Below are 11,146 nucleotides of genomic sequence, written 5' to 3' on the forward strand. Positions count from 1 at the left end.
CTCCAACCCACCCCCTGCCAGACACCCAGCCTAGTCGAGGTGCCCGGCTCCGGCGAGATGCCCGGTCTCGGCCCCGTTGCCGGTGGCGTGGTCCGGGCAGTCGGCCGGCTCGGCCTCGGTGTAGGTGCGGACGAGGCGGGTGCCGGCGCGGTAGGCGGCGAATGCGTCGTCGCCGCGGTGGCGGATCTCGGTGACCAGGGCCTCGGCCGCGGCCTCCGGGGTGGAGTCGGGGGCGAGGTCGACCGTAGTGCAGTCGAGGGTGAGGTACTCCTGGTTGGCGACCATGGGGAGGGTGGCGACGGCGGCCTGCCCGGGAGCGGGGATCTCGCCGCCGGCCACGGCCTGGCCGCCCCGGGTGGCGAGCAGGACGCGGGTGCTGTCGCCGCCCTCCTCGCCCCAGGCGTGCAGCAGCCGGGCCACCGGGAGCAGGGTGTCACGCCCGTCCGCCGATCCCGCCGAGCGCCCGTCCGAGCGCCCGTCGGCGGGTCCGCTGTCGGACCCGTCGTCAAGCCTGCCGTCGGGGCTGCCGTCGGGGCTGTCGTCGGCCGGCCGGTCGAGGAGGCGGAGGTCTACGACGACGGCGGCGTCGGTCAGGCGGCGGGCCAGGGCGTCGTGGTCGGCCGCCGACTCCGGGTCGATGGTGAGGCCCGCCGGCGTCTCCGTGAAGGAGTCGCCCGGCAGCACGGTCACGACCTCGGTGCCGGTGGCGCGCAGGGTGCGGGCCAGCGCCTCGGCGGTCTCGGCGCGGCCGGCCAGCAGCACGCAGCGCCCCTCCGGCTCGGCGGCGTCGCCCGACGTCGGGGCGGGCGTCCAGCGGGGAGTCATGAGCCGTACGTGCGAGGGCCGGGACTCGGCGACCGCCGGGAGCGGCGCGGTGGCCGGGCCGTCCACCCAGTAGCGCTCGCGCTGGAACGGGTAGGTCGGCAGGCCCACCTTGGCCACCGGCCGGTCCTGCCGGTAGCCGGACCAGTCGATCGGCACGCCCGCCAGCCACAACCGCCCCGCCGCCTCCGCGAGCACGGCCGGGGCCGGGCGGGGGTCGTCGGCGCCGGGCAGCGTGGCCACGATCAGCGGCCAGCGCTCGGGCGGGCAGTCGCGGTGGCCGCGGGCCATCGCGCCCAGCGACTGCCCCGGCCCGATCTCCAGCAGCGCCGCGTCGCCGTCGTGGCCCAGCAGGGTACGCAGGACGCCGTCGAACTGGACGGCCGCGCACATGTGCTCGGCCCAGTAGGCCGGGTCGGTCACCTGCTCGGCGGTGGCCGGCTCGCCGGTGACGTTGGAGACGTACGGGATGCGGGGCGCCTGGAGCGTGACGTTCTCCGCGATCCACGCGGTGAGCCGGTCGCGGAGCGGCTCCATCATCCGGGAGTGGAAGGCGTGCGTGGTGGCCAGCGGGCGGCAGGGCACCGACTCGGCCGCCAGCAGCTCCTCGGCCGCCAGCATGCCCTCCGGCTCGCCGGACAGCACGGTCAGCTCGGGCCCGCTGACGGCGCCCACGTCCACCCCGGTGATCCCGGCCCGGCGCAGCCGGTCCTGGATGTCGGGGGCGGCCAGCGGCACCGCGCTCATCCGGCCCTCGGGCAGCTCACCGATCAGGCGGGCACGGTAGGTGACCAGGGCGAGGGCGTCCTTGAGGGACAGCACGCCCGCCAGGGTGGCGGCGACGTACTCGCCGAGGCTGTACCCGGCCAGCGCGGCGGGCTCGATCCCCCACGACAGCACCAGCCTGGCCAGCGCGTACTCCACCGCGAACAGCGCGGGCTGCAGCACGGCGGTCGGCGTCGCCGCGTCGGGGGCGGCGGCGCGGCCGAGCAGCCGGTCGAGCCGGCCGGAGCCCGCCTGGCGCGGGCCCAGCAGCTCCGTGAGCGGGTCGGTGCCGCCCGTCAGGCGGCGCAGCTCGGCCCGGCAGTCGTCGAGCACGGCGCGGAAGACCGGCTCCGACCGGTGCAGCTCCGCGGCCATGCCCGGGTACTGCTCGCCGGTCCCGGCGATGAGGAAGGCGACGGGCCGGTCGGCGCGGCTCTCGGCGCGGCCCAGTACGGCGGCGTTCCGCATGCCCTCGGCCGCCTCGGCGGGGGTGGCGGCGACCAGCATCCTGCGGTGGCCGAACACCTGACGGCCGGCCTGCAAGGTGTGGGCCACGTCGGCCAGCGGGTGCCCGCTGCCGTCGCCGGCCAGGTGGGCGGCGAGCCGGTCGGTCATCGCGTCGGCGGCCGCGGCCATCCGGGCGGACCACACCAGCGGCTCGGGCCGGGCCGGCTCCTGCGTCCTGGGCACCAGCGGCGCCTCTTCCAGCACCACGTGGGCGTTGGTGCCGCCGATGCCGAACGCGCTCACTCCGGCCCGGCGCGTGCGCCCGGCCTCGCGCGGCCAGCTCCGCAGGGCGGTGACCACGCTGAGGTCGGCCTCGCCCCCGGCGAGCTGCGGGTTGGGCTCGGCCAGGTTGAGCGTGGGCGGGATCTCGTCGTGGCACAGGGAGAGCGCGGCCTTGATGAGGTTGGTCACGCCCGCCGCCCGGTCCAGGTGGCCCAGGTTGGTCTTGACCGACCCGATCAGCAGCGACTGGCCGCGGAACACCTGCTGCAGCGCGGCCAGCTCGGCGGCGTCGCCGAGCGAGGTGCCGGTGCCGTGCGCCTCCACGTAGTCGATGTCGGCGGCCGTCAGGTCGGCGCTGGCCAGCGCCTCGGCCATGACGGCGGCCTGGCCCTGCACGCCGGGGGCGGTGAAGCCGACCTTGCGCCCGCCGTCGTTGTTGACCGCCCAGCCGCGGATGACCGCGTAGATCTGGTCGCCGTCGGCGAGCGCGTCCTCCAGCCGCCGCAGCGCGACCACGCCGACGCCGCTGCCGAGGGGGCTGCCGAGCCCTCCGGCGTCGAAGGCGCGGCACTCGCCGTCGGGCGGCGCGATGCCACCGGGCTGGTAGACGTAGCCCACGCGGTGGGGCACGTTGACCGCGACGCCCCCGGCCAGCGCCAGGTCGCATTCGAAGCCGGCCAGGCTGGAGGCCGCCGCGCACACCGCGACGAGCGAGGTCGAGCAGTAGCTCTGCACGCCGTAGCTGGGGCCCGACAGGCCCAGGGCGTGCGCGACGCGGGTGGTCAGGGAGTCCTTGTCGTTGGCGAGCCCGAGCGCCAGCTCGCCCATGACGGCCCCGATGCCGCTGGGCACGAGGTTGTTCTGCAGGTAGGAGCTGTGCGCGCAGCCGCCGAACACGCCGATCGAGCCGTCGAACCGCTTGGGGTCGCAGCCCGCGTCCTCCAGCGCGGCCCAGCTGTGCTCCAGGAAGAGCCGGTGCTGCGGGTCGAGGATCTGGGCCTCCTTGGGGCTGAACCCGAAGAAGGCCGCGTCGAACAGCTCCACCCCGTCGATGACCGGGCCGGCCTTCACGTACGAGGGGTCGGCCAGCAGCTCGTCCGGCACCCCCGCGGCGCGGAGCTCGTCGTCGGTGAAACGGGTGATCCCGGATGCCCCGGCCCGGATGACCGACCAGAGCTCGGTGACGTCGGACGCCCCGGGGAAGCGGCCGGACATCCCGACGATCGCGATGTCGGTGCCCGGGCTTTCGATGTCGTCGTTCACGTCTACCGTCCTCATTTCCGGTTGCTGGAACGGGCCCGGCGTCGCCGCTGCCCCCGCGCCGAACTGGTGGTGAGCGCCTCCTGTGCGGCCGCGCCGTCTCCGTCGAGCGCCGCCGCGAACTCCGCGACGGTCGGGTGCTCGAACAGCACCGCCGGCGCGACCGGGCGGCCGAGCTCCTTCTCCAGGGCCAGCACCATGGCCATGCCGAGCAGGGAGTTGCCACCGAGCTCGAAGAACGGGTCGTGCACGCCGACCTGGTCGATGCCGAGGTAGGCGCCCCACAGGTCGGCGATCCTGGCCTCGGGCTCCGTACGCGGCGGCGCGTAGTCGGTACGCAGCATCGGGCGCGGGAAGCGTTCCCCCCGGGGCACGGCGGCCGCCCCGACGAGGTCGTCCAGGTCGAGCATGGCGGACCAGGCGCGCAGGACCTCGTCCAGCGGCTGCCTGACGGCCATGACGCTGCCGTGGCCCCCGGTCGCGATCCGGCCGAGCAGCGCGCATCCGGCGTCGTCGGCGAAGCCGTAGCGGGCGCGGTAGTCCGCCACCCGGTCGGCCAGGCCGCCGGTCGTCCTGAGCCCTTCGGCCTGCCAGACGTCGTGCTGCCACGGGCCCCAGGCGACCGAGACGACCCGGGTGGAGGGGGCGGTGGCGGCCAGCGCCTGGCCGTACGCGTCGAGCAGGGTGTTGGCGGCGCAGTAGTCGGCCTCGCCGACGCCGCCGTACGCCGTGACGGCGGAGGAGTAGAGCACCAGCAGCTCCGGCCGTTCCTCGGCGGGGGTGCGGGCGCTGACCAGCTCGGCGAGCGGGCCCATGGCGAGCACCTTGGGCGCGAGCACCCGCCCGGCCTCGGCGACGGTACGGCGGCGCAGCATGCCTCCGGCGGGGAGCCCGGCGGCGTGGATCACGCCGTGCAGGCCGCCGAAGTGCTCGCGGGCCCGGCGCAGGGCCGCGCGCAGCTGCCCTGGCACGCCGGTGTCGGCGCTGAGCAGCAGCACCTCGACCCCCGCCGCCTCCAGCTCGGCCACGTCCCGCAACGTCCGCCCGACCCGGTCCGCCCCCGCCTCATCGCCGGCGGCCGGCGCGATCGGGTCCGCCCCCGCCTTCGCCTCGTCGCGGGGGATCGGGGTGCGGCTGAGGAGGGCCAGGCGGCGGACGCCCGCTCGGGCCAGGTGTTTGGCCAGGGCCATGCCGAGGCCGCGGGTGCCGCCGGTGATCAGGTAGGCGCCGTCCGGTCGCCAGGTCCGGGGCGGTGGCGCCTGGTCGGGGACCTCCGTCCAGCCGCGTACCCAGCGGCGGCCGCGCCGCCATCCGGTCAGCGGGTCCGGGACCTCGGAGCCGGCGTCCTCCACCGGCGGGGTCAGGAGCTCGTGGGCGAGCTGCGCGGCCGTGACGGTGGCGGAGGAGCCCGCCTCGGCGTCGAGGTCCACGCCGCTCCAGGTCAGCCCGGCGTACTCGTGCCGGACCGCACGCCCGAGGCCGTGCGCCAGCGACTGGTGGGGAGCGGGGACGTCGCCGCCGAGGATCTCGGTCGCTCCCCGGCTCACGGTCAGCAGCCGTGCGGGCCGGTCGTCCAGCGCCTGCAGGGCCAGCATGAGGCTGTCGAAGCCGTGCCCGACCGCCTCCCGCAGCTCGTCGTCGTCGGGCAGGCCGGAGGCGGCGGCCAGGCTCCACAGGTGGGCCACGTGCACCGGGCCGGCCGGGAGCCCGGCGAACACCTCGGCGTACTGCTCGGGCACGGCCGGGTCGATCGTCAGGCGGCGGCCCTCGCGGCGCGGCCCGTCCCCGGCCACCACCTCGACCACGGGGGTGCCGGACGCGGCGGCCAGGTCGGCGAGGGCCGAGCCGACGCCCTCGGGGTCGGCGAAGACGACGAGCGGGCCGGGCAGGCTCAGGCCGGCCGGGAGGGCGCCGGCGGCCGGGTCCCGCCGCCACGTGGGGACGAAGGTGAAGTCGGCGGGCTCGGTGACGACCGCCGTCCCGGCAGGCGCCGGTCCGGTCCGCTGGGCGTGTTCATCGTGCTCGGGCCAGAACCGGGTGCGCTGGAACGGGTAGGTCGGCAGGCTCAGCACGCGGCCCCCGGCGGGGCGGGTGCGTTCCCAGCTGACCCGGGCTCCCAGCTCCCAGAGCGCGGCGCACGCGTTGAGCACCTCGTCGTGGGCGTCCCTGGGCTGCCCAGCCGTCCAGTACGGCGGCAGCGTCCCGAGCACGGCGGTGTCGGACCCGCCGGTCAGGCTCTGCCGGACCAGCCCGCCCAGGGTCTGGCCCGGTCCGAGCTCGACGAACGCGGTGACGTCCTGGTCCAGGCAGTGGCGTACCCCGTCGGCGAAGCGGACCGTGCTGACGAGCTGGTCCGCCCAGTAGGAGGTGCCGGTGGCCTGCTCGGCGGTGAGCGGCCGGCCGGTGAGGTTGGACACGATGGTGATGGCGGGCTCGTTCCGCCGGACCGTCTCCAGCACCGCGACCAGCTTCTCCCGCGCGGGCTGCAGCAGCACCGAGTGGAAGGCGTGGGTGGAGCGCAGCGGCCGGCAGGCCAGGCCCTCCCCGGTCAGTACGGCGGTCGCCGTCTCGATCTCGGCGGGCAGGCCGCTGAGCACGGTCATGGCCGGGCCGTTGAGCGCGGCGACGTCCACCTCGACCCCGGCCGTGGCGAGGGCGGCCCGGATGGGCTGCTCGGGGGCGGCGACCGCGACCATGCGGCCGGCGGGCACCGCGCTGATCAGGTGGGCCCGCTCGATGACCACGTGCAGGGCGTCCTCCAGCGAGAACACCCCGGCCAGGCAGGCGGCGACGTACTCGCCCAGGCTGTACCCGATGAGCAGGTGCGGGGTGATGCCCCAGTGGCTGAGCAGGCGGGCCAGGGCGTACTCGACCGTGAAGAGGAAGGGGTGCGCGACCGTGGCGTGGGCGAGCGGGTCGTCGGCCGGGGCCGCGTCGCCGCCCCGGCCCAGGAGGGTCGCCAGGTCGGCGGGGCGCTCGGCGGCGGGGGTGCGGAAGAACGGGCGCAGGTCCAGGCCGGAGCGCTGGTGGACCAGGTCGGCGCACTGGTCGACGGCCTCGGCGTAGACGGGCTCCCGGGCGTACAGCTCGCGGCCGAGACCGGCGTACTGGTCACCGACTCCGGGGAGCAGGAAGGCCAGGCGCTGCCGGGTCCCGGTCCGGCGGCCGCCGGCGCTCTCGGCGGTGGCGCGCAGCCGCCGTACCGCCTCGTCGAGGTCGGCGCAGACCAGGGCGCGGCGGTGGTCGAGCTCGGCGCGGCCGGTCTGGAGGGTGTGGGCGAGGTCTTCCAGCGCCGTGCCGGGCCGCTCGGCCAGCCAGTCGGCCAGCCGCGCCGCCTGCTCCCGCAACGCGGCGGCACTGGCCGCCGACACGGTCAGCACCTGCCCACGCGCGACGGTGGCGTCCTCGGCCGGGGCATCGGGTTCCCGGGGGGCGAGCGGCGACGTTCCGGACAGGTGGGTGGGGGCCGATTGGAGGATGACGTGGGCGTTGGTGCCTGACAGGCCGAAGGAGCTGACGCCCGCCAGTCTCGGGGTGTCCCGGTCCGGCAGGGGGAGGGCGGCGGTGACCGGCTGGACGCTGCCGTCCTCCGGGATGGCCACGGCGGGGGTGTCCAGGTTGAGGCTGGGCGGGATCAGGCCGTTCTCGAGGATCAGGATCGTCTTGATGACCCCGGCCACCCCGGCGGCGGCCTGGGTGTGGCCGATGTTGGTCTTGACCGCGCCCACCCGGAGGGGATGGTGCGGCGCGCGGCGGCCGAAGACGTCGTGCAGCGCCGACAGCTCGATGGCGTCGCCCAGGTGGGTGCCGGAGCCGTGCGCCTCGACGTACTCGATCTCGTCGGGGTCCACGCGCGCCGCCGCCAGGGCGCGGGTGATGACGTCGGTCTGGGCGCGGCGGCTGGGGGCGGTGAGCCCGTTGCTGCGTCCGTCCTGGTTGACGGCGGAGCCGCGCAGCACGGCCCGGATGCGCCGGCCGTTGGCCAGCGCCCTGGACAGCGGCTCCAGCACGAGCATGCCGCCGCCCTCGCCCATGACGTAGCCGTCGGCCCGCTCGTCGAAGGTCTTGCACAGGCCGTCGGGGCACATCATCAGACCGGCGCACGCCTGGAGGTAGGTGGTGGGGTGCAGGACCAGGGACGCGCCGCCGGCGAGGGCGAGGTCGCACTCGCCCCTGCGCAGGCTCTCGGCGGCCAGGTGGATCGCGATCAGCGACGAGGAGCAGGCGGTGTCCACGGTGATGGTGGGGCCGATCAGGTCCAGCTGGTACGCGATGCGCCCGGCCGCGACGCTGGCCACCGCGCCCTGCCCCAGGTAGGGGTCGGAGACGGCGGTGTCGCCCTGCCGCTCGATCTGCAGCCTGCCGTACTGGAGGGTGTCCATGTAGCCGACCATCACGCCTGTACGGCTTCCGGCCAGGCGGGAGGGCGACATGCCGGCGTTCTCCAGGCCCTCCCAGGCCAGCTCCAGCAGGAGCCGCTGGTGCGGGTCCATGCGCAGCGCCTCGCGGGGCGAGAGGCCGAAGAACTCGGCGTCCCAGCCGGAGACGTCGTCGAGGAAGGCGCCGTACCTGGTGTACATGCCGCCGGGGACGCCCGGTTCGGGGTTGTAGTAGGCGTCGATGTCCCAGCGGGAGGGCGGTACCTCGCGCACCGCGTGGCCGCCCCGCCGCAGCAGGTCCCAGAAGCCCTCCACCGTGTCGCCGCCGGGGTAGCGGCAGGCCATGCCGACGACGGCGATGGGCTCGCGGCGGCGCTCCTCCAGCTCGGTGAGGCGCTGGCGGGTCTGGGCCAGTTCGACGGTCACGCGCTTGAGGTAGGAACGCAGCTTTTCCTCGGTCCCCATCGGGAGTGCCTTTCCGGTCACGGTCGTGGTCACAGTTCGTTGTCGATGAGGGCGAAGATCTCCTCGTCGGAAGCCGAGTCGATCTGGCCCTGCACGCCATCCGGGGTGGCCGGTGCCTTGCCGAGCCTGCTGAGCGCGCCCTCCAGGATCGGTACGAGACGGTCCCGGATGGCCGCCGCGTCTCCGTTGGCGTGCTCGAGCACCTGGTCGATCCGCCTGAGGGCGGAGCGGAGCGTGTCCTCGGGCGCGACCTCCGGCGGGGCCAGGGCGCTGTACAGGTACTCGGAGAGCGAGGCGACGGTGGGGTGGTCGAAGACGAGCGTGGCGGGGAGCCGCAGGCCGGTGTCGGTGTTGAGCCGGTTGCGCAGCTCGACGGCGGTCAGGGAGTCGAAGCCGAGCTCCTTGAAGGGACGGTCGATCTCGACGCTGTCGGCGCTGCCGTAGGCCAGCACCGCGGCCATGTGGGCCTGCACGGTGTCGGTGAGCAGGCGTAACGCGTCGGGTCTGGGCAGGGAGGACATGCGCTCGGCCAGGGTGGCGGAGGCCGGCCGGGCCTGGTACGCCGCCGCCTGACGGGGTCCGCGGACGAGGCCGCGCAGCACCGGGGGCAGGTCGCCGTTCTCGGCCCTGGTACGCAGTCCCGCGCTGTCCCACCGGGCGGCCACCATGATCGGGTCGGCGCTCGCCAGGGCCGCGTCGAACAACCCGAGGCCCTGTTCGGCGGTCAGCGGGGCGATGCCGGCCCGGGCCAGCCTGGCCATGTCGGTCTGGCTGAGCCCGCCGGTCATGTCGGAGGCGGCGTCCCATAAGCCCCAGGCCACCGAGACCGCCGGCAGTCCCTGGTCGTGGCGGTGTGTCGCGAGCGCGTCCAGGAAGGCGTTGGCGGCGGCGTAGTTGCCCTGCCCCGCGTTGCCCAGCACGCCGGCCAGCGAGGAGAACAGCACGAACATCGACAACGACCGGTCGCGCGTCAGCTCGTGCAGGTGCCAGGCCGCGTCGGCCTTCGGCGCCAGCACCGACTCCAGCCGGTCCGGCGTCAGGTCCTCCACCAGCGCGTCGTCCAGCACCCCGGCCGCGTGCACCACACCTGCCAGGGACACCGGGGCGAGCACCGCCGCCAGCGCGTGGCGGTCGGACACGTCGCAGGCCGCCACCGCGACCCGCGCCCCGAGGCCCTCCAGCTCGGCCACCAGTTTCCCGGCCTCCGGCGCCTCCGCACCGCGCCGCGACACCAGCAGCAGGTCACGCACCCCGTGCCGCTCCACCAGGTGCCTGGCGACCAGGGCACCCAGGCCACCGGTGCCGCCCGTGACCAGCACGGTCCCCGGCACGTCCGGCTGGGGCTCGGTGGCGGCCTTGCGGCGGGTCAGGCGGGGCACGAGGAGCTTGCCCTCGCGTACGCGGACCTGCGGCTCGCCGACAGCCGCGATCCTGGCCCAGTCGGCGTACCCGTCCTCCGCCTCGGCCAGCACGAACCGGCCCGGCTGCTCCGACTGCGCCGACCGCACCAGCCCCTGCACCGCCGCCCCGGCCAGGTCACCCGGCCTGGTGACGAACAGGAGGGGGACGTCGTCCGGCTGCGCGGCGATGGCGTCCAGGACGCGGGCGGTCAGCTCTCTGGTGGCGGCGGGCACGTCCGGCCGTTCGCTCACGCAGGGGATGACGACGGGCATGGGAGCCCCGGCCGCCACGGTGCCGGCGTCCACCCAGTCCACGCCGTACGGGGTCACGGGGGTCCGGGTGACGGCGGCGCGGGGGGCGGCGGCCCTGGTGCGCAGGGCGTCGATCGACAGCACCGGGGAGCCGGTCGCGTCGGCCGCCTCCACGACGGCGTCCTCTCCCGTGACGGTCACCCGTACGCGGAGGGCCTGGGCCTGCGTGGCGTGCAGCCGGACCCCGCGGAAGGCGAACGGCAGGCGCAGCTCCTCGTTGTCGCCGGACAGCACCAGGGGGTGGAACGCGGCGTCGAGGAGGGCGGGGTGGATGCCGTAGCCGGTCACGTCCACACCGTCGGGCACGGCGACCTCGGCGTACAGGTCCTCGCCGGCCCGCCACAGGGCGCGCAGCCCTTGGAACGCGGGGCCGTACTCGTAGCCCTGCTCGGCCAGGCGCTCGTACCCGCCGGCGAGGTCCACGGCGGTGGCGGGGGGCGGCCAGGTGGTGGCCCAGCCGTACCGGGGGGCGTCGTCTCCGGTCTCGGCGACGGTGCCGGAGGCGTGCCGCTGCCAGCCGTCCGTGTCCGCGACGCGGGAGAACACGGCGATGGGGCGGTGCCCTCCGGCGTCGGGCGGGCCGAGGGTGACCTGCACGGTGACCGTGCCCGTGTCGGGCAGGAACAGGGGGGCCTCGATGATCAGCTCGTCGAGGCGTTCGCAGTCCGCGTGGGCGGCGGCCTCCAGGGCGAGGTCGGCGAAGGCGGCTCCGGGCAGCAGGACGCCGCCCTCCACCGCGTGGTCGGCCAGCCAGGGCGCGATCCCGCGCGAGAGCCGGCCGGTGAACACGAAGCTGTCGTCGGCCACGGACACGACCGCGCTGAGCAGCGGGTGCCGCGATCCGTCGATGCCCGCCCCGGTCGGACGGCGGCTCGCCGGCCCGTCGCCGATCCAGTAGCGGTCGCGCTGGAAGGCGTAGGTGGGAGGCTGCCCACTCGGGGCCGGTCCATCACCCAGCACCAGCGGCCAGGCCACCGGCGCGCCCAGCACCCACGCCTGAGCCAGGGACAGCAG

3 protein-coding genes are annotated in these 11,146 nt (G+C 75.8%); all 3 read right to left on the reverse strand.

The window, feature by feature from the left end; all coding sequences use genetic code 11:
- Window positions 1–30: 30 nt before the first annotated feature.
- Window positions 31–3,579, reverse strand: coding sequence for a type I polyketide synthase (locus ACTWPW_RS60650; RefSeq protein ID WP_443174484.1), 3,549 nt, complete (start codon window positions 3,577–3,579; stop codon window positions 31–33).
- A gap of 11 nt (window positions 3,580–3,590) precedes the next feature.
- Window positions 3,591–8,420 carry a beta-ketoacyl synthase N-terminal-like domain-containing protein gene (locus ACTWPW_RS60655; protein WP_443174485.1) on the reverse strand — a complete coding sequence of 1,610 codons (4,830 nt, stop codon included), beginning with the start codon at window positions 8,418–8,420 and terminating at the stop codon, window positions 3,591–3,593.
- A 29-nt stretch (window positions 8,421–8,449) separates the two neighbouring features.
- On the reverse strand, window positions 8,450–11,146 hold a 2,697-nt coding region (locus ACTWPW_RS60660), incomplete at its 5' end, for an SDR family NAD(P)-dependent oxidoreductase (RefSeq protein ID WP_443174486.1).

The organism is Nonomuraea sp. KM90 (assembly GCF_052246675.1).
Lineage (GTDB): Bacteria > Actinomycetota > Actinomycetes > Streptosporangiales > Streptosporangiaceae > Nonomuraea.

Excerpts from the sequence above, each read along its gene's own strand:
- ACTWPW_RS60655 (WP_443174485.1), bottom strand. The coding sequence starts at position 8,420 with ATGGGGACCGAGGAAAAGCTGCGTTCCTACCTCAAGCGCGTGACCGTC.